Source organism: Borreliella sinica (assembly GCF_033969665.2).
Taxonomy (GTDB): domain Bacteria; phylum Spirochaetota; class Spirochaetia; order Borreliales; family Borreliaceae; genus Borreliella; species Borreliella sinica.
On the sequence record NZ_CP135180.1, the window covers coordinates 826,065 to 848,327 of the forward strand.

The window sequence follows — 22,263 nt, forward strand, 5'->3', positions numbered from 1 at the left end:
TTATGATCCATTTATAGTCTCAATGTTTTTTTGACTTCCAATTTTTTTTGTTGCTTTCACGCTTGAATAAATCGTAGTAAAGCATGCAAAGCAGAAAGTGAATGCTAAATCGCTTAAAAATAATTTAGGAGTAATTGTACTTTTTACTATTTGTATTTTAATTTCTTCTATTTTCAAAAACAATATTTGATTTAATAAATTTATTAAAGTGTTTACCAGATTGTCAATTATTTTTAAAATTTCATTTATATTTAAGGAAATTGAAATTCCCAGTATCAAGCCAACAATTCCTCCTATAGTGCAGATTATTGTTGAGTGAATAATAAAAATTTGTCTTATTTTTTTTATTCTAAGTCCCATGGCTAATAGTATTAAAATAGCTTTGTTTTTGTTTATTATTATTCTTTTTTGTAGATAATATGCATTAACAGCAATAACAATAAAAATGCTTGTTAAAATGATTAGCATAGTATTTCGTTCTATTTTCAATGCTTTATAAAATTCTTTATTGTATTCATTCCAAGTTTTTACTGTAATTTTTGGATTAATAGCTTTAATATTTTCAATTAATTTGTTACTGGGATTTAAATTTTTTGTTTTTACTTGATAATTAATGTTAGAATTTTGTAAAATTTTGTTTTTAATGAAATAGTCGATATTCATAAAAATTAAAGTTTCGTTTGTTTTTGCATAATTACTTTTGAAAATTGATTTTATTTTAAATTTTTTTATATCATTTTCTAATGACATAAAGGTTTTTATTTCATCGGTGATTATTAATTCTAGTGTGTCATTTTCGAATAAGTTAAAATTGTGGGAGAGTATATTCCCGATAATGATTTCATTCTCTTTAAGATCTAGTTCAGCTTTTTCAAGCCCCGTGAATGAAATAAAATTTTGGTCTTTTCCAAGATCTTTAATATCAACCGCAATGATATTCAAAATAATTGGATAATAATAATTTTGAATACCAATGCCTTGTGTTTCGTACGTTTTGTTTATATATTTTATTCCCTCAATCTTTTTAATTTCTTCGATTTCTTCTTGAGTAAGTTCATTTTCTATTTTTAAATTTCCACTTTCTACATTTGTAATGCTAAGGAAAAAATCGTTTTGAAAACCATTCATGATTGATATTGTTAAAATAATTATTATTTCACCTAAGGCGATGCTTAATATTATTACAATTGTAAGGGCTAGGCTATTTTTTTCTTCTAGTATTAATTTTTTAAGCAAAAAATTTCTTATACCCATTTAATTCGTTTCCATTGGCTTCTCTTCCGTAACTTTTCCATTTTTGTGTTTTACTCTAAGAGTGGGTTTTTCATCGTAGTATATTTCTTCTTCATATTCATTATCATTGTGGTATTCGGTTTTTAGATAAAGTATATCGTTTTCATAGATTTTTTTATTCTTTAATTGATTGTCTTGGTTATATTCATATTCAATTTTAGTATCAGTATATTGGTCCTTATCCTTTTCTTTGGTGTTTTGAAGAATTATCATATCGGATGAGTTGTATTGAAAATTATTTATTTTTACAAGTTCATTATTTTTATATGTTTCTTCTTTGATTAAGTTGTTTCCTTGATAGGTAGATATAATTTTTGTATTGTCTTCTTCAAAGGTGCTAACTGTTTTTTGATCGTCTAGATATTGATTATTTTCTTTGGATTTTATTTTATTGTTGACTATTATTGTGTTGTTTAGATTTCGTTTTTTGTCATCGTATTTTATTACTTTTGTTGTTGATTTTTTGATGTCAAAATATGTAGATTTTATATCCCCATTAATTCCATAATTCCAAATTTGAAAATTTGATCCTGTTATTTTTTGCAATTTCCCGTTTTCGTCTTTAGAATAATATATTAATTTGGGTTTTTGGTTTATTGTTTCTAAATTTTTAGATATTAAGTTACCGTTTTCATAAAAGTAATTTGCTGTTTCAAGAATTTTTCCTTTGCTGTCATATTCAATTTCTTGTATTTTGTTATTTAAATTATCGTAAATTTCCTCTTTTCTTTTTGTATCTTTTGTATCATAATGAGTAATTTTTCTTGTGTTTTCTATGGTTTGAATTGTTTTATATTTTATTAAGTTGGTTTCTTTATATAAGTAAAGTTTTTCAATATCATCAATAAAATGATGTTCAATGTAAAACCCCGTTTTTGGTTTTTCGGTTAACTTTTGGTATTTGTTAAAAAATGCATCAGATGCAAAAAAACTTTGTGCATAAATAATTTGTGGTATAAATAGGAAAAGTATCAATTGTCTTTTTTTCATAGCAATTTATTAAGATATTCATTGATATCAAATTCTTTAATGTCTTCTAGTTTTTCTCCAAATGTAGCAAAGTATATAGGTTTTTCAAGAATTTTTGAAATGTTTATTATTGCACCTGCTCTGGAGGATGAATCAAGTTTTGTTATTATTATTCCATCTATTTCTATTGCTTTATTAAAAATTTTTGCTTGGCTATTTGTATTTTTTCCAATAGTAGAATCGATTACAAGTATTTTTTGATAATTAATGTTAGTGTTTTTTATTTGTTTTATAATTACATTGTTTATTTTTTGAAGCTCTTTTATTAGATTTTCTTTATTTTGCAATCTTCCGGCTGTGTCAATAATTAGTGCATCGTAATTTTTAAGCTTAGCGCTTGAGATGCTGTCGAATATTACAGCCGATGGATCGCTTCCTTGTTTTTGAGATATTATTTTGATTCCGATTTGTTCACCATAAATTTTCATTTGTTCAATTGCGGCTGCTCTGAATGTATCAGCAGCCGATATTAATATATTTTTGCCTTCATTTTTTAATTTATTTGCAAGCTTTGCTATGCTTGATGTTTTTCCAATTCCATTTATGCCAACTATTAACAAAATGTTTAATTTATTATTTTCTAGAGTAAATTTTTTCGTGTTAATATAATCACTTAGAAGTTCTTTTAGTCTTTCAATAATAGTTTTTTCGTTTTTATTTTTTTCTTTTGTTAATTTGTCTGTAATTTCTATTACGATTTCATTATTAATGTCTGATTCTAATAGAATGTCTTCTAAGCTTTCAATAACAGTTTCTTCTTGTTTATTTTTAAATAAATTTTTTATTTTTTCTAAAATTCCCAAAAGTTTGTTCTCCTGTTTTATTGCTAATTGTTAAATCTATTCTCCCAAATTTGCCTCTTTAATATATTCTACTAAATGAGTTATTACTGAAATAAAGCTGCCAATAGTTAAAGTAATGCCTGCTCCAAATAGAAATGTTGCAGTCATTTGTTCTGCCTTTGCCATATAAACATCTTCAGCTGTTAATCTTTTGTTGATAAAGTGATTGCCAGTTATTTTATAAAGTGTTTCTGCATTGTTAAGTAATGTTCCTGCAAAAATGGTTCCTATTGTACTTAATGTAAAAACAGCTAGATTAATATAAAATTTATCTCTTGCATTGCTAAGTCTATTTTTGTTAGTTTTTACCATTTCTATTTCTACTTGATCATCTTCTTTATTTATTAGCTTGAATTTATCTTTATATCCTTCAGATTTAAGTAAAATTATGTCTTGATTTTCTGGTTTTTCAATTTCAATTGGGGTTTCTCCCATAAATGTACCTTTTTTGAAAACGTTAGATTTTACATTGCTTGTAATCTCTACTTTTTTAGAGATTATTCTTTTTAAATCAATATTTAATATTATTGAATCTGCATTTTTTACTTTTCTTTTAGTAGAGTAGTTTTCGAAATTTGTACTTGTGATTTGTATTTCAATTTCTTTGTTTGGTATTTTGGAAATGTCAAAGATATTATCGTGATAAATTCCTTTTGAAACAAATTTTTCGTTTATATAGATTTTTGCATCTGGATTGTTTTTGACATTAATATTGATTTTTAAAAATTCTCTACCCAATATTTCTTTTAATCCGTGATTTGTTATTTTATCTGTTATTTCATTGATAGAAGATGATGTTTTAAATACCGCTTTTTCAGTCTCGATCTTCTCAGGAGTAACATTGCTAATTTCTAGTAAATAATAATTTTCTATTTTTTTAAGGTCAATATAGTTAATAAAAAATAATTCTTCTCTTATGAAAAATTCTTTATTTAAATTTGAGATGTTTGTTTGCTCATCGATTTTTTTATATTTTACTTTTAATTTTTTCAAATTGTTAAAATATTCTACAAATTTTTTTTTGTTGCTATTAATATCTTGAATATTTTTTTTAAGCTCATCGATTTTGGTTTTGGTATTATGCATTTCTTTTGTGGTGATTATGTTTTGAAGTTTTTTTTCGTCCATTTCTTTTTTTAATTTGCTAATTTCAAGCTCTGTTTTTATTATATCTTGATTAATATAAATATCTTCAATGATATTTTTGTCATCATTGTTTACGATATGTTCTGTTATTTTGTCGTAGATTTTGTCCAATTGTTTTTCAATTCCTTTTTTAAGGTCAATATTTTCAGTTTTTGTATTAATGATATAGGAAAAGTTGTATTCAATATTACTTTGAGAGTGTATTTTGTATATTGTTAATACTAGCAATAGTATTACTAGCTTTAGTTTAAGCTTTTCCATTTTAGATACTCTTCTATGAAATTGTCTATATTGCCATCCATAACCGAAGTGGTGTTTGAATTTTCAAATTTTGTTCTGTGATCTTTTACCAAATTGTAAGGTTGAAATACGTAAGATCTTATTTGATTGCCCCAAGAAATTTCTTTTTTTGTGTCTTGTTTAGATTTGTTTTTTTCATCTTCTTTATTCTTGTAGAACTCGTAAAGTCTTGATTTTAAAACTTTCATTGCCATGTCTTTGTTTTTATGCTGACTTCGGTCGCTTTGAGATTGAGTTACTATTCCTGTTTCAAGATGAGTTATTCTTACAGCAGAGGATGTTTTATTGACGTGTTGTCCTCCTGCTCCCGATGCCCTGTATGTATCAATTCTTATATCTTCCGGTTTGATTATTATTTCTATTTTTTCATCAATAACAGGATCAACAAATACTGATGCAAAAGAGGTATGCCTTTTTTTAGTAGCATCAAACGGAGAAATTCTTATAAGACGATGTATTCCGACTTCGCTTTTTAATAATCCATAAGCATACTCACCTTTGATTTCTATTGTAACAGATTTTATTCCACCTTCTGCTTCAAGCAAATCAATAAGTTCTGTTTTGTATTTTTTTCTCTCAGCATATCTTGAATACATTCTGTAAAGCATTGCAACCCAGTCACATGCTTCGGTGCCTCCAGCACCAGAATGAATAGTTAAAAAAGCCCCGTTTGCGTCAAGCTCTTCTTTAAAGTAAGAAATTGTGAGTAAATCTTTGTACTGTTTTTCAAGCACATTAAATTCAATTTTCAAGCTGTTGGTATCTTTATCATTTTCAATAATTTCATACAGTTCGCTTAATTCTTTGATTTTGTTGATTAAATCTTCCCAGGGATAAATTTTATTTTTTAAGATACTTTGAGCTTTAATAACTTCTTGCGCTCTTTTAGGATCATTCCAAAAATTTTTCTGGTTTATTTCTTTTTCATATTTTTCGATTTTAGCTTGAATTTCTTTTTTGTCAAAGCTTCCCCCAAATGTCTTCAACCTGTCGAAACAATGTATTTATTTTTTCTTTCATTTTTATTTCTCGCTATTATTGATTGTATATCAATATAATTATATTTGGAATTAAGGATAAAATAAACATTATGAAAAAATATATTGGTTCTGTTTCCAATATTTGGATTTTAGGGTTTTTATCAAAGTTTTTTTTTATTGATTTTATTGACATTAAAGCTATTAATATTCCAAGTGCAGACAGAATAAGTATTTCTAATCCTTCAAAAAATCCGTTGTTTTTATCAAGTGCAAAAAATGTTATTGCAATTAAGCTACTATTTGAAAGCATGAAATCGTTTGAATAATTTGATTTTTTATTATAAATAATCAATATATCATTTATAACTTTAAATAATAATATAAACGTATAAATTAAAATTACATAAAAAATTGGGATTAAGAATAATAAATTGTTCTTTTCAAGTAGTTTGTAAAAATAAAATGATATTGAATATATTAATAAAGAAGCAGCTATTATTATAACGTATTTTTTTATTAAAATTACATTATTTTTTATTTTTATGTCCTCAAATCCAACAAAGTGTATTAAAGTTAAGTTGTTGATAATCAAGTATGTAATTAAATTACCAGTCATAATTTTATTATATCCTTTTCATTTTCGAGATGGGTTTTTAGTGTGCTTTCTTTGTTTGTTTTCAAAAAATGCATTATTTTTTTTATTTTAAAAGTTAAACTATATTTTTTTATTAAGTTCGAGCTTACTTGTAAGATAAAAATGGCTATTATTGCTGATAAAGTTTCGAAAGGAATATATCCTAATGTTAAAAAATATATAAATGCTAATAGTGATCCGTATAGTATTTGCTCAAATTTAAAGTGAGGTGCTATTTGTATTTCTGTTGCTATTGTGAATATTAAGAGCATTGGTATTGGAGAAATAAGTAATGTCAACATATCTGAACTGATATGGCTTAGCATTCTCATATTATGTGCTATGTATGAGATTGTCATTAAGCTTATATAAAATGACAATGGTATTAATTTATTTATTATATATTTGCCGACTATTAATAGGAGCCCAAAATAAAGTAAAATTGGAGATATGTTTTTTTCATTATTAACGCCTAAAAGACTTTCAATATGGAATCTTGTGACAATTGAATTGAAAACGGAAAAAATTTTGTTATTTGCAAAGTTTTCAATAGCATCAATGTTTTTGCTTTCATTTCTTGTAAAAGTATTTAGACTTTTTAAATTTTTTATTTTTGGATTTGTATCAATTATTTCATTCCAAGTTGGAATTATTGATGTTGAGTTTTTAAGCTCTTCTTGATAGGTTTGCTTAAAACTTACTGGAAAATTTAGTGCAAAAAACATAAAAGAAATTAATATAGGATTTGCTAAAAATGCTGATAGTCTGGAAAAGTAAAAGAATACTAAAAAAGTAAATAACAAGGAGGTTATTTTTAGTGTAATCTCTAAATTTAAAGGCAATATAATGCTTATCATTAAGGCATTGTAAACGAAAAAAGATAAACATTTATAATTAATTTTTAGCATTATTGGTACATAGATTGCTACACTAATAAATATTAATAACAAAGTGTCTATCATGAATTTTGTGTTATTTAGGAAAGAAAATATTAGGCTAGGTAATAATGACAGTATGATAGTAAAGTATATATCTTTTAAATTATTCTCGGTGTATATTATCCCATTTGATAGATTTTCATTTAGAATTTTGCCTTTAATTTCTTTTTGAACTTTATTTATTTCTTCTTCGACTTCTTTGTCTGTATATTCAAATATTTTTAATTTACCTTTGTCATTTATTTTTTTATTCTTTAAGTGCGAGAAAATAATATTTTCTATTTGTAGTGGTGAAAAACTTGATATAAAAAATGTTCTAATTTTGTCATATATTGATTTTTTCTTTAATATGGTAAGGCTATAGATGTCTCTTGTTATAGGTATGTTTAATGTTGTAACCTTTATTTTGTTGGCTGGGTTGTTTAAAAAAATTTCATATTTTTTTGTATCAATCTTTTCATTTATTATTTGACTAAAAGAAGTTCCAATTTTTACTTTCAGTATTTTACTTTTTATTTTTTTATTTCCATTTATAGCTATAAATTTCTCTTTATAGGGATTGTTGCTTTTAATAACAAGATTTACATTGTAGAGATCTTCAATATTTGCTAATAAAATATTGTTGTGAGGGTTTATATCATTTTTTGTATTTTTGTTATTGTATAAAAAGTGCATTATCATTTCATGATTTGTATAAGGATATGCATTTTCTAAAGATTTAATTTTGATTTTTCTGTTTTTAAAAATATTCAATTTTTCTAATTCTTTTTTAAATTTGTCTTTATTTGATATTATTGTTATTTCTTTAAATTTAAATATATTATCGATTATTTGAAATCCTGAGAGAATCTCTTCTAATTTTTCTGCCATCAGTGCTTCTGAAATGTTTGTAAATTCATCTTTTCCGTTTGTTAATAAAATCATTTTGTCTATTTTTTTACATTTGTTTATGAATTGAAATAAAGAATTTTCGTTAAACCAAGGAATTCCTAGTTGAATTAATTTTGATAGAGTTTTTTCTCTAGAGATTTCATCTTCAGCAGTGCTTTTTTCGTTTTTTATTTTTCCTTGAAATTTGATTAAAGCTGATTTTAGATTTTTCCCATCTGGAAAGTTGGCTGTGTATATTTTTTCTACTATTCCAGATATTGGAGAGTATGTGTATAGTTCTATGTTTGAATTTTTCGATAAAATTTGATTTTCTTCTATTTTTTGTTTTTCAATTATGTATATTATAGATTTTGAATTTTCTGTTTCAAGAGGTATTAAGGCATACTCAGGTATTTGAATCTCTTTGATGTTTACCTCGTATTTATTGTATTTTTTAAAAATTGTTTTTACTTTTTCTAAGTCTAGCATTAGCTATTTATCCTCGAATATACTTTTTATAGGTTTTTTCATTTATATTTAAAAGAATTGTAAATCTTATTGCTTTAAATAGGAATAGTAATACAAAGAAAGGCAAAGAGAAAAAAAAGAGTATTTTGTAATTTTTTTTATCTATGCTAATGTTATTTTTGTTTTCTTTGTATATTAAGATTGGGTTTTTCTTTTTTAAAAATAGACCCGCAAGCTCTTTTTTAAGAGCTTCGTCAATAAATGATCTGTTTACTTCGTAAACAGTTTTAGGATTAATTTCTATTTTATCGTTTTTGATTTCAAAGTAGTTTTCTTTTATATTTTTAGGAATTTTTCCGTATTTAGCAGTAATATTATATTTCAGTTCGTTTTGATAAAGAATATGGGATAGGTATCCCGCAATGTTGGGTATGTCTTTGTTATACCCTAACATTATATAAATGTTGTCAGGATTTAAATAATCAAAATAATTTAATTTTTTACTGTAAAGGTAGTTAGTGTTTTTGTAAGAATTTAGCGTATAGCTTAAATAAGCAAATTGCATTAATGAGAGTGCGAATAGCATTAGATGTATTGTTATTTTTAGTTTTAAAGCTTTTTTCTCTTCTTTTTTTTTCTCTTTAATTTCGATTGGGAATAAGAATGTATCTTTAAAATTGCTTTCCGTTTTGATCCAGCTGAAAATTAAGAAAATGCAAAGGGTTGTTATTGCGACAAATGCAATAAAAGTGGGATCAATATTTGTAGTAAAAAAGATTATGATTGTAATGAAATATAGAGTTGTGAATATAAACAAAAATAATAAATGCTTTATTTTTGTTATTAGTGTTAAAAAATTTATTTCTTTTAAATATATTTTATTGTAATTTTTGTTAAAATTATTGACTATTGAAAATAACAAATAAGATAGAATTGTAAATGGATAAAAATACATTATTTCTTTACTTATTATAAAAGTAAGGGATGAAATTAACAAAAAAATTAAAGTGAATATAGAATTTGCTGGGTCTAAAAAAATTAATAAAATTATTGTGATTATAAATATTATGCCTGAGACAAAATTGATTTTTGTTTTGTAGTCAAGAGACTGCATGTCAACATTAATATTGAGTTCTTTTTTTAGGGTTTTAAAATTTTTGGCTTTAAATCTATTTTCAACATAAAGAAGTTTTTTCCCCTCTATATTGAAAAGATTGGGAAGTTTTTTTAAAAATATATTTTTCCTTAAGTCAAGATTGTTAAGGCTTTTTACTTCATTTATTGTGATTTTTTTATTTTCGGGAAAGTCTAAAATGTCAATTTTTGTTGTGTACTCTGAGATTGTTTTGTACCCCAATGAATTTATATATTCATTGGCTGTTTTTAGATCGGTTTCATTTGTAAAGTATAATGGTTTATAATCTCCAAATTGAGCTACATCGCAGGAATTGATAAGTGGCATTGTTGCAATTAAACATAAAAAACTTAAAAAACGTACCATTTGGTTTTTTCCTATGATGCTATAAACAACATACAATATATGCAGATATTATTCCTATAATTATTCCCGTTAGAACTTCTTTTTTTTTGTGCCCTTTGACCACTTTTATTTTTGTTGTGTCAATTTTTATTTCTTTTTTTAGTTTTTCTGATAATGCATTCAAATACTCTGCTTGAACCCCAGACATATATCTTACACCAAAAGAATCTCTTATTGTAATAAGAGCAAAGGCAAGTGCTATTATAAAATTTGTATCTATTCCTTCAGTTATTGCAATTGAGGTTGCAAGAGCAGTAACTGTTGATGAATGACTGCTCGGCATGCCCCCTGTTTCTAGGAAAATTTTTTTTAAAAGATGTGTTGGAGTTAGTTTTAACTTTCTTGTTTTTACAGTTTGAATGCCATATTTAATTACTTGAGCAGAAATTCCTGATAAAAGACAAGATAAAAAAAGATCGTTGGTAAGCAATGCTCTTATCATTATTAAACCCCCTTTTTTATATTGCGAATTTGCCAGCTTTTATTATTGTGTATTCTTTCCCATTTTTACTTACACCAATGACATTCAGATCGTCGCTTCCAATCATTAAATCTGTATGTATTAATGAAACGTTGCATCCGTAAGCTAGTTTATTGGTGTCAGTTTTTAAATCTTCTTCGTTGCTCAAGCAAGATGGATATGCAGCCCCCAGTGCTATGTGACAACTTGCATTCTCATCATACAGTGTGCTGTAAAAAATAAGATTGCTTTGATAAATAGGGGAGCTGCTATCAACTAGTGCTACTTCTCCTATATATTTTGCTTGAATGTCGGTTTCGATGTGTGATTTTAATATTTCTTTTTGTTTTTCATCATTACAGCCAAAATCAACAACTTTGCCATTTTCGAATTTTAACCATATTCCAGATATTAGTGTTCCAAGCACCATGACTGGGCGGGTGGCATATACAATTCCTTTTGTTTTTTTATAGTTTGGAGTTGTAAAAACTTCTTCTGTTGGCATATTGGCATTGAATTCTATTTCTGTTCCTTTGACTTTTTCACTTCCACCTGTCCATAGGGAAGTTTCGAGCAGATATACTTCTAAGTTTGTTTTTTCGCTTTTAAAAATTACCTTCTCCAGGTTAAGTTCATTTAGTATTTTGCATCTTTTGTGAAGTTTTTCTCCATGAGATTCCCATTTTTCTATGGGATTTTCTCTGTTAAGAAATAATATTTTCTTTTGTATCTTGAAAAATTCTTCCAAAGTTTCATTTCCTTCTTTTTTATTTAAAACTTTGGAAGCCCATTTTGGACCCGGCGAGCAAACAACGCACCAAGCTATTTCGTTGCTCATTATTGCTTGTGATAAGGATTTGCTTGCCAGATTTAAGGCTTTTTGATAAATTGACATTTTTTGAGCAATATCATCTTTTAAGTCTTCTAGGTCTTCAAAATTTTCTGTATCATCTACGTTTATTCTTGCCCATTTATCTTGAACCATTTCTTCTAAGAAGCTTTTTTCAGCACTTGGAATAAATTCTAAGCTTTTTTCTTGCGAGAATTTTAATCTTGATTTTAAAATATCAATATCTTTAATATTTAGCTTGACATACTTAGCTCCATGTTCATAAGCTTTTTTTGCCAATATTTTCAAAAAATTGTAATTTTCGATTGAACCTTGAATCAAAACACATTGATTTTTTTGTAAATTAATTCCTTTTAAAATTATAAGTTCTGCATATTTTATTAAATCTTTCTCCATTCATTCCTCCCGAATAGGTTCTTCTAAAACATTCTCATTAATGTAATTCGCAACGGCTTCTTCATCATTTGTTCCTATTACTTCTAAATAAGGCAGCATTGCTTTTAATCTATAATTTGCATTTCTCATTAGTAATCCCTTTTTTACATTTTCTAACATATCGGTGTCATTAAATCCATCGCCAAAGGCTATGGTTTCGCTTAAATCAATATTGATAGTTTGAAGAACCTCTTTTAGTGCATTTCCTTTTGAGACTTTATGATCTACAATTTCTAACGAATTTGGAGTAGAAAGGTATGCATTTATTTCACCTTTATATTTCTCTAAAATCATTGCTTCATATTCTATTAGGTTTTCTTCTCTTCCAGCTAATATTATTTTTGCAACATTCTCAAAATTTTTAAGCTCGCTAAAGTCTTTAATCTCTTGAATTTTATTGATTGGACTGACTATTTCATGCTTGAACATATGGGATTCTTTTTTAAATTTTTGAAATTGTTTATCAATTGCAATTTTAGTCTTGATATCAATATTTAATTGGTCGTCGTATTGATCTGCTTTATGTAAAAAATGAGGTATGTGACTAAACCTTTCGTTTCTTAAATTTAAAATCTTATTTACCACTTCAGGAGATAAATTATGACTTTTTATTAATTTCCACTCTTGATTGTAAACTTTTGCTCCGTTTAATGTAATAAAAAATGAAACTTGCAGTTGATCTAATTTTTTTGTAATTTGAGTGATTTCATTTTTACTTCTTCCTGTTGCTATTATGAATTTCTTTTTTTCTTTTGTTAATTTTTTAATTACAAGTTCTGTAAAGGCTCCAATATAGCTTTTAGACAGTAAGAGAGTGCCATCAAGATCAGAGGCAACCGCTTTGATATTTTTCATATTTTATCCTTTAGGAGTTAATTTTAAGCTAAATTATATCAAATTTTTTTTTTTTTTAAAATTGATAATCGTTTGGTATACTAGTATTAGCAGGCTTTTATAAAGGAGATTTTTTTGGATATTAATAAAAGATTAGCTTTACTTAGAGATCATATGAGAGAAAATGGAGTTGATGCCTATTTGGTATTAGGGTATGACCCTCATTTTAGTGAATATTCTCATGAAAGGTATAGTGTTCGCAAGTTTATTACGGGTTTTTCTGGTAGCTTCGGTACGGTAATTATAACATTATCCAAAGCTGTCCTTTTCACGGATGGTAGGTATTTTTTACAAGCCGATCAAGAACTTAAGGGGAGTGAAGTTACATTAATAAAGCTTGGAGTAAAAGGATCTCCTGATATTTTTACGTATATAAATTTAAATTTGCAAGGATTAAAGCTTGGAATTTATCCTGATGAAATTAGCATAAAGTTTTATAAAGAGTTATCTGAAAAATGCAAGAATACACATATTAAGGTTTTAAATCAAGATTTAATTGATTTAATTTGGAAATCTAGACCTCGGCTTGAGTTTGGCAATATAGTTGAATTGATTGACGCTGAAAAGAATAATAAACGAGTTGAAAAAATTAAATCTGTTTATTTAATTTTAGAAAAAAATTTGGCAGATTTTTATGTTATTACTGCTCTTGATGAGATTGCTTGGATATTGAATTTAAGAGGGGCAGATGTTAAAAAGTCTGCATTGTTTTATTCATTTCTTTTAATATCTAGAAATAAAGATCGAAAAAATGTTCTTTTTATTGATACAAAAAAACTAAATTCAAGTGTTAAAGAAGCGCTTGAAATGGAAAACTTTGAAATAGAGTCTTATAGTAATTTTTACTGCTTTCTGGATCGAATAAAGCATGAAGGTAAATTTTTTGTTTCATTTTATGCTAATGTTAGGATTTTAGAAGTTCTTGGTGAGACTAATATTATTTTTGGAGAGAGTATTATAGGCGATCTTAAAGCAATAAAAACCGATTATGAGCTTCTTAAGATTAAGGAAGCGCATGTTATTGATGCTATTGGATTGATTAAATTTTTACGTAAATTTAAAAGTTTGAGTAAGATTGAATTGGCTGAATTAGATGAAATAGACATAGCTGATATGCTTTTGTATTTTAGGAAATCGAATAAGAATTTTTTTAGCTCCAGTTTTGACTCAATAGTTGGTTTTAAAGAAAATGGGGCTCTTCCACATTATAAGCCTAAGAGGGGCAAAAAAATAGATACCAATGGTCTTCTTTTGATTGATTCTGGGGGTTCATATTTTGGACTTGGTACAACAGACGTTACAAGAGTTTTTCTAATAGGGGACGCTTCTAATGAAGAAAAGTGTGACTATACTTTAGTTCTTAAGGCTTTCATTAATCTTGCATCTTTAAAGTTTCCATATAGATCTTCTGGGGCTTTTCTTGATGGAATTTGCAGATTGCCGCTTTTAAAAAATGGGTTGAATTTTATTCATGGCACTGGGCATGGTGTGGGATTTTTTCTCAATGTTCATGAACTTCCAGTTTCGATTAGTCCCAATTCGAGTTACCTTTTTAAAGGATCTGAAGTGGTTTCAATTGAGCCCGGTCTTTATCGAACATTTAGTCATGGGATAAGGATTGAAAATTTAGTTTTTGTAAAGCAGTCTTTTACAAATGATTTTGGAGCTTTTTTGGAATTTGAGAATTTAACTCTTGTTCCCTTTGAAAAAGAATTGATAGTAAAAGAAATGCTCTCAGAAGATGAATTAAATTATGTCAATAATTATCATGAATTTATATTTTTAGCTTTAAAAAAGCATTTTGATAATGAAGAGGATTTAGAATTTTTAGAAAATCTGACAAGTAAAATATGAGATTTATAATTGCATTTTTAATGATTTTAAATCAAGGATTTTCAGACTTGTTTTCTTTATCAGAAGATATTGTCTTTGAGAGTTCTTATGAGATTGCAATTAAAAAAGCTCAAAAATTGAATAAAAATGTTTTAATTTTGGTTGGCAGAGATGTTAAAGAAAATTTAATAAAAGATTTTTTAAATTCTTTTAGAAATGATGAAATTATTCACACGGTAGCTAAAAAAAATGTTTTTTTAGTTATTGATAAAGATAATAAAATTTTTAATAAAATTAATCTACAAAAAAGTCCAACTATTTTTTTTGTTGATTCTAAGAATGAGCAAATAAAGGCGGCTTATGTGGGAACTATTTTAAATAGCATCCAATTTGATAAAGATTTTTTGAGCTATGTTATAGGGGCTATAAAATCAACAAGTGTTATAAAAAAGCAAAAAAATTATGAAATTAATACTATTGATGAGAAGATCTTTTTTTATAAAACATTAAAAGGTGATTGGCGATTAAAATTTAATGGTAAAGACAGAAAACTTGTTCTTTTTGATACGGATCTTAAAGAATTTTTAGTTTTTAAAGATATTGATGAAAACAAACTTTATGCTGTTCCTAAGTCCAGAATCGGTAATATTTATTTTTCATTATTAGGAAATGAGGAGTGGAAGCTTTTTGGAAAAATAAAGTAATTGTCTTTTTTGTTTAAAAGGGGGGAATGAGTTTTTATGGAAATGGTATTTTATCCTAATGATTTACTTCGTGTTAAGACAAAGCAAGTCAATAATATTGATAACAAGATTAGAGATTATGCAAAAAAAATGATAAAATTGATGGACATTAGCGGTGGAGTTGGACTTGCGGCCCCTCAGGTAGGCCTTGATTTGTCACTTTTTGTAGTTAGAGAGAATAAAATGGCAAGACCTTTGATTTTTATTAATCCTTTAATCACAGAGACTTCTTATGAGCTTAATTCTTATAAAGAAGGATGCTTAAGTATACCCGGAGTTTATTATGATTTAATGAGGCCTAAGTCTATTGTGGTAAGTTTTTATGACGAGAATGGAAAATCTTTTACTATAGAAAATTCTGATTTTTTGGCAAGAATTATTCAGCATGAAATGGACCATTTAAATGGAGTTCTTTTTATTGATTATTATGAGGAGAGGATAAAAAATAAATTGTTAAAGCCTTATATGAGGAAAAGGGGTCTTAAGATAAAATGAAAATATTTTTTGTAAGCTCTTCTTCTATTGCCTTAGAAGTTTTTAGTGAGATTGTAAGGCACTATGAAGTAGTAGGGATTTTGACTTTGCCCGACAAACCTAAAGGCAGAGGACAAAAGCTAAGTCAAAATGCAATAAAGTTGGAGGCTGTTGCCAAGGGTATTAAAGTTTTTGATCCTTTGACCCTTGATAATAATACATTAAATTTAATTAGAGATTTGAATTCAGATTTAATGTTGGTTTTTTCTTATGGAAAGATATTTAAAAAAGAATTTTTAGATATCTTTCCAAAAGGATGTATTAATGTTCACCCTTCGCTTTTGCCCAAATATAGGGGCGTTTCTCCGATTCAATCTGCAATTTTAAATGGGGATTGTATTAGTGGTATTACTGTTCAGAGTATGTCTTTAAAAATGGATAGTGGTAATATTTTAGTGCAAAAAAAATTTGAAATAAGGTCTTTTGATACAAGTTATGATATTTCAAAACTTGTATCAAGCCTTAGTCCAAGCCTTGTTTTAGAAGCTTTAGAAAAAATTAGTAAGGGTTTTGGGGGAATTCCCCAAGAATCGAGCGAAGCTACTTTTTGCTCTTTTTTAAAAAAAGAATTAGGATTTATAGATTTTAATTTAACTGCATTTGAGATTAAAAATATAATTAATGCATGCAATCCTTGGCCACTTGCAAGGGCCAGTATTAATCATGGCGAAATTATTTTTCATCGTGCTGATTTTTTAGAAGTAGATTTATATAAAGATAGAAAAGTGGGAGAAATTGTTGATTTTGATTCCGAGAAAGGATTATTTGTTAATACTGGGAAAGGAATTCTTTTGCTATTAGAAGTTCAAAGACCCGGAAGAAAAGTTTTAGATTTTAAGTCTTTTTATAATGGGAGTAGGCAGCTAATAGGACAAGTGTTTTCTTCAATAGGAGGGATATATTAGCTTCAATAATAATGACAATTTAGAAAATAAATTTTCTAATGAAAGTGATAAAAATTGTAATAATGAAATGTTAATTTTACCCAAAGCGACAATTAAGGCATTACTTCTAGTTATTTTTGGATCTTTAATTGTTTCTTTTGCAATTTTCTTTATGGTTTTAGAAAATAATGAGATTGTAGTTGTTCCGAATCTTTATTCTCTTACTATTGAAGATGCTATTATTGAATTGCAGAGAAAAGAGTTAATTCCTCACGTTGAATTTAAATTTTCTTCAAGTGCTCTTGATAAAGGAAAAGTAATAGAGCAAGGTCCAAAGCCAGGAACCGTTTTAAGGCATAACAATAAGGTTATTATTTTCATTAGCAAGGGAGCTATAATAAACAGAGTTGATAGCTTTATTGGTAGAAACATTGATGATGTTATTACTAATTTAAAGGCTAATTCTTTTGATAATTCCAAATTACTTTATCATATTGTTAAGCCTCTTGAGGTTGAGAGTGAATTGCCAAAGGGTATAATAATTCGTCAAAATCCAACACCGGGTAGTCAAATATCAAGTTTAACAGATCTCCAATTTTTGATTAGTAAGGGTAAAGATCATGTGGACAAGCATGTTAAAAATTATGTTGGAATTTATTATAAAGATGCGGTTGCTTCTCTTTTGAATGATAGCATTGGTTTTGACATTGATTTAGTGGATACGGGTGATTTTGGAAATATTGTTTTACAGTCTATTCCGCCTGGAACTAAAATAGGTGAATCAGATAAAATTTTAATTACTATTGCAAAGCCCAAGGTTGACAATAAAATTGTTTTTGGAATTTTGACTTATAAATTAAGGCAACATCCATCTTATGTTGATATATCTGTTAGGTTAAAAGGTTTGGATGGTGAAAATTCTTTGATTTATTCCTTTAAGTCAAAAGGGGGGTTGATTAAATTGCCCTATGAGGTTTACAAAGGCTCTATGATTGAACTTTATATTTACGATAAGCTTATCAATCAAACAGCTATAAATTGATTGCGTTTAAATGGATCAACTTAAAAATAATAAAAAAAATTAACATAATAACATAAAATTATGTATTAATTAGTTTTGATGCAGTAATAATAGATGCAGAAATTATGGCCGTTTCTGTTCTTAAGATGTTTGAAGATATATTGCAAGAGAAGAAATTATATTTACTTATTAATTGTTTTTCTTTTTCTGTAAATCCCCTCTCAGGGCCCACAATAATGGCTGCATTGCTTACTTGTTTTATATCAATTAAATTTTTTTTACTATTTTTTTCAAGCAATATTTTTATTTCAAAATTTTCCTGTTTAATATACTTAAGGCTGTCTTTCAAATTTTTCATAATTTTTATTTTTGGCAAGTACGTTATTCCCCCTTGCATTGCTCCGACTATTAAATGTTTTTCATAATCATTGTTTTTAAAGATTTTAGAATTTAAATATGATTTTTCAGTAAGTTCAGTGTTAAAAAAAATTATTTCACATATTCCAATACTAGCAAGTTCTTTTATGATTCTTCTAGCAACAATTGGTCTTATCATTCCAATGAGTACATTTAATTTTTTGAGTTTGTTAGATTCTCCTATTTTAAAAATTTTATTAAAAAATAGTTTTTTATCTTTTTTGTAAATGCAATGATAAATGTTTTTTTCTCCAAGAATACCAAATTTAAATTTATCGTTATCTTTTAATTTTAAGATTTTAACAAGATGTTCTGCTCTAGTGTCATTGAGTGAAATTCCTGTTTTAAATTCATTAAAAGTTATTAACATTAAATTCATTTCTTATAATTCCTTATTATTAATATTGTATTTGTGATATAATTTTAAGTCGATAGGGGGGCATGTAGAATATATGGTTATTTCTTTAACCAAAGAAGATTTTATTGCTAAAGTTTTTGATTATAAGAATAATAAAGAGTGGAGTTTTAGAGGCGAAAGGCCAGTAATAATTGATTTTTATGCTGATTGGTGTGGTCCTTGTAAAATGCTTTCTCCGATTTTTGAGAAACTTTCTAAAAAGTACGAGAATAGCATTGATTTTTACAAAATAGATACAGACAAAGAGCAAGATGTTTCTTCTGTTATTGGAGTGCAAAGTCTTCCAACCATTCTTTTTATTCCTATTAATGGCAAGCCAAAGATTTCTGTTGGTTTTTTGCAAGAAGATGCTTTTGAAAATATAATTAAGGATTTTTTTGGTTTTTAGGTTGCAAAATAATATAATTAATTGTTATAGCAATTAATTATATTTGTAAGCTATATGTAAATTATTCTAGGGTATAGTTAATTTGTCCAAATCTGATTTAAATTTATTAGTAGAGAATGTTAAATTTGAACATTCTAGTGGTTTTTATGATTTTATTTTATCTGTTTTAGATATTCTTTCTATTAGTGATTTTGAACTTTCAGTTATTCTTTGCGACAATGTTTATATACAAAAATTAAACAATAAGTTTAGAGACAAGAACGAGCCAACGGATGTTCTTTCTTTCAATTATAATGAACTTAACGAAAATTTGGTTGATGGTATAAGTTATAAAATACAAGGAGATCTTATAATATCTTTTGAATATTTAAAATTTAGTGCTCAAGAGTTTAATGTTGAAATTTATGAGGAGCTTCAACGTGTTACTATTCATGGAATTTTACATTTAATGGGATATAAACATGAAACTAATGATTTTAAAAAGGAAGGTATGTTGATTCTTCAAGAAGATATCTTAAGAAAGAATAAAAGGGTATTTTAGATGTTGGGATTTTTTAATTTTAAAAATAAGAAAAAAAGAAGCCCAAAAAATGACCTTGAAGATAAGTCGAATATTGAAACTTCTTTGGTACAAAATTTCAATGCTCTTAAGGAAACCATTGTAAAAGAGATTATGATTCCCAGAATAGGAGTTGTATTTGTTGACTATGCTAAGAGTAAGGATGAACTTTTAAAGGTTGTAACATCTAGTAGTCATTCAAGATTTCCTGTTTATCATGGTACTATTGACAATATTGTTGGAATAATTCATACAAGAGACATACTGTTGCATATGTGTAAAAAAGATTTCTACGAAATAGACTTAAAAGACATTATGCGAAAAGTTATGTTTGTTCCTGAGAGTAAAAAAACAGACTCTCTTTTAAAAGAATTTCAAGAAAATCATGTTCATATTGCAATTGTAGTCGATGAGTATGGTGGGGTTTCTGGACTTGTGACTCTTGAAGATATTCTTGAAGAGATAGTGGGTGATATTCAAGATGAATTTGACAATGAACTTGATGAAATAGTATGTCTTAATGATGGGTCTTATCTTTGTGATGCAAGAATTTTAATAGAGGATTTAAATGAGAAGCTTAATTTAAATTTGCCAAATGGAGACTTTGATACCCTTGGTGGTTTTGTTTATGATCTTTTTGGGAGGATTCCTTTGAAAAATGAAAAAGTAGAATTTGGCAATTTGGTTTTTTCGATTAAAAATATGCATCAAAGAAATATTAAGGTAATAAAGATTTCCGATAAGGAAGGTTTATGAATTTTAATAGATTTTTGATGTTATTCTTTTTTAGTTTTAGTGTTCTGTGGGGCAGTGATACTACAGCATTAGGGCATTATCAAAAAGCCCATGAGTATTATTTATCTAAAAGGTATTATGATGCTATTGATGAACTTGTTGAAGCCATAAAAATTAACCCCAATTATTATGAAGCTTATAAATTTATTGCATCAATTTATTATTCTCTTAAAATATATACTCAAGCACAATTTTTCATAGAAAAAGCTTATAAAATGTCTAATGAAGACATTGAGTATAAAATTCTTTATGCAAATATACTCTTAAAAAATAATAAAATTGATCAAGCAAAAAAAATTTATTCTGAGGTTTTGATTAAACAGAGGAATAATATTGATGCTTTGGTTGGACTTGCTTCAATTTTTGAAAAAAATGGATTATTCATAGCCGCTGCTAATTATTATTTATCCATTCTTGATTATAATCAAAACAATTATAGTGCTTTTGAACATCTTATCGATATTTATCAAAGACTGGGAATGCATGATAAGATTAGACATTTGATAAATAAGGTCAGGGTAAATTTTTTATCTTTTCCAGATTTTCATAAAAGAGTATCTGAATTTTATATTAGTATTAATAATTTAGGGCTTGCTGAAAAGTATGCTTTAAATTATTTAGCATTAATTGAGAGCTCTTACAAGGATTTTGGAGTTGTTGATGCATATCGGTTGCTTTCGCTTGTTTATTTGTACGAATTTAAATATGAGGATGCAATAAAATCATTAAAGAAAGCTATTTTGCTTAATAAAGATTCCGATGAGCTTTATTATTTATTGGGATATTCTTACTTAAAATTTGGGAATGTGGAAGAGGCCATTTTAAATTTGGAGCGAGCTAGAAATCTTAAAAAAGATTTAGAATTTTATAATATTGCTCTTGAGGAGAGTTTTTTTGTATCTAATTTTAGAAATTTTTTGAAAAATGATTCCAATTCTAAAATTTCTAAGCATTATGAAAATGAAGGGTTTAAAGCTTTTAAATCTTTAAATTTAAGTAAAGCATTGTTTAATGCAAAAAATGCTGTTGATATTTGGCCTGATAATGATAGCGCTAGGTTTTTGCTTTCAAAAATATACAAACTTATGAATTTAAATATTATGGCTTATGAGCAGCTTTTTTATTTGGTAAAACAGAGAAATTCTACTGATTCTAGAATTTTAGATTTTTATGATGTTGCCTCTTTTGATGTTAGAAAGTCTTTATTTTATAAATACGGATATAAAAATATTGTTGATTTTAATAAACTCTACGATGACAGAATGGTTTATAGAATGGCTATTTTTACTCAAAGTGAGAATAAACTTTTTGGGGCAAACGACTTAATATTAAGATTTGCCGAAAGGGTGCTTGAGCGTAATTTAAATATAGAAATAGTTAACTATAATTTTGATTATAACAAGAATAGAGACTATTTAATTAATAATTTTTCTGAAGGATTTTCTTATTCGAGGAATAATAATTTGGATTTATTTTTAATTTTTGATTTAAAGACAGATATTTTGAAAAATACAGCTTATTTAGTGGTCGATATTTTTTCAGGGAAAACAGGGATTAAAGTTAGTTCTTTTTCTTATAATGTGGGAGGTATTAATTATTTAAGCAATGCTTTAAATTCCTTTTCCAAAGATTTTCATGATTATTTGCCCAAAAAAGGAAAGATTCTTCAAATTAAAAATGATGATGCCCTTATTAATCTTGGTCAAGTAAACGATGTTGTAAAGGGAGATGTTTTTTTAATTCTTAAAGAAGGTGCTTTAAATAGCGATACTAGAGATTCTAGTTTTATTGTTTATAAAAAGTCTGATATTTTGGGGGAGATTTTAATTGAAGATACAAGCGATTATATTTCTAGAGGTACTATAAAATCTTCTACGTTTTTAAAGGATTATATTCAAGAAGGAGCCACTGTGCTTGTAAAAAGATAGTTTGACACTTGTTATTAATTTATGATTTAATAATTCTAGTAAGAATAAAATCAAAAAAATCGGA

General features: G+C 26.7%; 21 protein-coding genes. 9 read left to right on the forward strand and 12 right to left on the reverse strand.

What is annotated here, in order from left to right; all coding sequences use genetic code 11:
* The 11 genes from QIA41_RS03885 to QIA41_RS03935 form a co-directional block, all read right to left on the reverse strand.
* Complete coding sequence (locus QIA41_RS03885) at positions 1–1,254, reverse strand: ABC transporter permease (RefSeq protein ID WP_320292707.1); 1,254 nt, start codon at positions 1,252–1,254, stop codon at positions 1–3.
* Positions 1,255–2,283: a hypothetical protein gene (locus QIA41_RS03890; RefSeq protein WP_320292708.1), complete on the reverse strand. Its 1,029-nt coding sequence runs from the start codon at positions 2,281–2,283 to the stop codon at positions 1,255–1,257. It lies immediately after the preceding gene.
* Positions 2,280–3,125, reverse strand: coding sequence for a signal recognition particle-docking protein FtsY (ftsY, locus tag QIA41_RS03895; RefSeq protein ID WP_320292709.1), 846 nt, complete (start codon positions 3,123–3,125; stop codon positions 2,280–2,282). The genes QIA41_RS03890 and ftsY overlap by 4 nt, the downstream gene beginning before the upstream one ends.
* 36 nt (positions 3,126–3,161) lie before the next feature.
* Positions 3,162–4,571 carry a hypothetical protein gene (locus tag QIA41_RS03900; protein WP_320292710.1) on the reverse strand — a complete coding sequence of 470 codons (1,410 nt, stop codon included), beginning with the start codon at positions 4,569–4,571 and terminating at the stop codon, positions 3,162–3,164.
* Positions 4,553–5,630, reverse strand: a protein-coding gene (prfB, locus tag QIA41_RS03905; protein ID WP_320292711.1) for a peptide chain release factor 2 whose coding sequence is annotated in 2 segments (ribosomal slippage) — positions 4,553–5,572 and positions 5,574–5,630 — 1,077 coding nt in all. Because the reading frame shifts where the segments join, the coding sequence is not laid out codon by codon here. The genes QIA41_RS03900 and prfB overlap by 19 nt, the downstream gene beginning before the upstream one ends.
* A gap of 15 nt (positions 5,631–5,645) precedes the next feature.
* Positions 5,646–6,206: a hypothetical protein gene (locus QIA41_RS03910; RefSeq protein ID WP_320292712.1), complete on the reverse strand. Its 561-nt coding sequence runs from the start codon at positions 6,204–6,206 to the stop codon at positions 5,646–5,648.
* The gene (locus QIA41_RS03915) at positions 6,203–8,521 is read right to left on the reverse strand and encodes an RnfABCDGE type electron transport complex subunit D (protein WP_320292713.1); all 2,319 of its coding nucleotides are present in this window, start codon (positions 8,519–8,521) and stop codon (positions 6,203–6,205) included. Before QIA41_RS03915 ends, QIA41_RS03910 begins: the two co-directional genes overlap by 4 nt.
* Before the next feature lie 7 nt (positions 8,522–8,528).
* A complete protein-coding gene (locus QIA41_RS03920) occupies positions 8,529–10,001 on the reverse strand; it encodes a hypothetical protein (RefSeq protein ID WP_320292714.1) in 1,473 nt (490 codons plus the stop codon).
* A gap of 19 nt (positions 10,002–10,020) precedes the next feature.
* Positions 10,021–10,482, reverse strand: a complete 462-nt coding sequence (locus QIA41_RS03925; protein ID WP_320292715.1) for a divergent PAP2 family protein — start codon at positions 10,480–10,482, stop codon at positions 10,021–10,023.
* Positions 10,483–10,498: 16 nt separating this feature from the next.
* On the reverse strand, positions 10,499–11,746 hold the full coding sequence (locus tag QIA41_RS03930; RefSeq protein ID WP_320292716.1) for an aminopeptidase: 1,248 nt from the start codon (positions 11,744–11,746) through the stop codon (positions 10,499–10,501).
* Positions 11,747–12,640: an HAD family hydrolase gene (locus tag QIA41_RS03935; protein ID WP_320292717.1), complete on the reverse strand. Its 894-nt coding sequence runs from the start codon at positions 12,638–12,640 to the stop codon at positions 11,747–11,749.
* A gap of 114 nt (positions 12,641–12,754) precedes the next feature.
* Here QIA41_RS03935 and QIA41_RS03940 point away from each other — a divergent pair, with 114 nt between their 5' ends.
* The 5 genes from QIA41_RS03940 (at position 12,755) to QIA41_RS03960 (ending at position 17,715) form a co-directional block, all read left to right on the forward strand.
* Positions 12,755–14,533: an aminopeptidase P family protein gene (locus QIA41_RS03940; RefSeq protein ID WP_320292718.1), complete on the forward strand. Its 1,779-nt coding sequence runs from the start codon at positions 12,755–12,757 to the stop codon at positions 14,531–14,533.
* Positions 14,530–15,216: a hypothetical protein gene (locus QIA41_RS03945; protein ID WP_320292719.1), complete on the forward strand. Its 687-nt coding sequence runs from the start codon at positions 14,530–14,532 to the stop codon at positions 15,214–15,216. The genes QIA41_RS03940 and QIA41_RS03945 overlap by 4 nt, the downstream gene beginning before the upstream one ends.
* A 36-nt stretch (positions 15,217–15,252) precedes the next feature.
* Complete coding sequence (def, locus tag QIA41_RS03950; protein ID WP_320292720.1) at positions 15,253–15,750, forward strand: peptide deformylase; 498 nt, start codon at positions 15,253–15,255, stop codon at positions 15,748–15,750.
* Positions 15,747–16,694: a methionyl-tRNA formyltransferase gene (gene fmt, locus QIA41_RS03955; RefSeq protein ID WP_320292721.1), complete on the forward strand. Its 948-nt coding sequence runs from the start codon at positions 15,747–15,749 to the stop codon at positions 16,692–16,694. Before def ends, fmt begins: the two co-directional genes overlap by 4 nt.
* A 67-nt stretch (positions 16,695–16,761) precedes the next feature.
* Positions 16,762–17,715, forward strand: coding sequence for a PASTA domain-containing protein (locus tag QIA41_RS03960; RefSeq protein WP_320292722.1), 954 nt, complete (start codon positions 16,762–16,764; stop codon positions 17,713–17,715).
* 58 nt (positions 17,716–17,773) lie between these two features.
* Here the strand turns inward: QIA41_RS03960 and QIA41_RS03965 are convergent, their stop codons facing one another.
* Positions 17,774–18,490 carry a 16S rRNA (uracil(1498)-N(3))-methyltransferase gene (locus tag QIA41_RS03965; RefSeq protein WP_320292723.1) on the reverse strand — a complete coding sequence of 239 codons (717 nt, stop codon included), beginning with the start codon at positions 18,488–18,490 and terminating at the stop codon, positions 17,774–17,776.
* 73 nt (positions 18,491–18,563) lie between these two features.
* Between QIA41_RS03965 and trxA the strand changes: the two genes are divergently transcribed.
* From trxA to QIA41_RS03985, 4 genes are all read left to right on the forward strand, one after another.
* On the forward strand, positions 18,564–18,917 hold the full coding sequence (trxA, locus tag QIA41_RS03970) for a thioredoxin (RefSeq protein ID WP_320292724.1): 354 nt from the start codon (positions 18,564–18,566) through the stop codon (positions 18,915–18,917).
* Positions 18,918–18,999: 82 nt separating this feature from the next.
* Positions 19,000–19,458, forward strand: coding sequence for an rRNA maturation RNase YbeY (ybeY, locus tag QIA41_RS03975; protein ID WP_320292725.1), 459 nt, complete (start codon positions 19,000–19,002; stop codon positions 19,456–19,458).
* Positions 19,459–20,232, forward strand: a complete 774-nt coding sequence (locus QIA41_RS03980) for a hemolysin family protein (protein ID WP_320292726.1) — start codon at positions 19,459–19,461, stop codon at positions 20,230–20,232.
* On the forward strand, positions 20,229–22,199 hold the full coding sequence (locus QIA41_RS03985) for a tetratricopeptide repeat protein (protein ID WP_320292727.1): 1,971 nt from the start codon (positions 20,229–20,231) through the stop codon (positions 22,197–22,199). Before QIA41_RS03980 ends, QIA41_RS03985 begins: the two co-directional genes overlap by 4 nt.
* Positions 22,200–22,263: the final 64 nt, after the last annotated feature.